Here is a 207-nt window from a genome sequence, read left to right as displayed (position 1 = left end):
TTCAACGGTGCTGGCCATTCCGCTGTTGGAAGCCTTGCGGATCGTGGTGGTGCTTTTGCTCGGCAACGAGATGCCGTTCACCCTATGGGGCAACCCGGTATTTCTTATCGCCTTGCCATTGCTGGCGATCCTCATAGGTGCGATTGCCGGCCTCTATCCTTCGCTTTACCTTACCTCGTTCAACGCGGTGCAGGTGTTGAAGGGCAA

General features: G+C 56.0%; 1 protein-coding gene. It reads left to right on the top strand.

All coding sequences use genetic code 11. The features are described from left to right. Window positions 1-207 (top strand): hypothetical protein (locus tag AABK37_RS42410; protein ID WP_432557331.1); only part of this gene is annotated, 207 nt, incomplete at both ends.

Origin of the sequence: Tolypothrix sp. VBCCA 56010 (assembly GCF_050875635.1) — a bacterium.
In the GTDB taxonomy this organism is placed as follows: Bacteria; Cyanobacteriota; Cyanobacteriia; order Cyanobacteriales; family Nostocaceae; genus Hassallia.
This window is presented reverse-complemented; position numbering and strand designations above follow the sequence as displayed.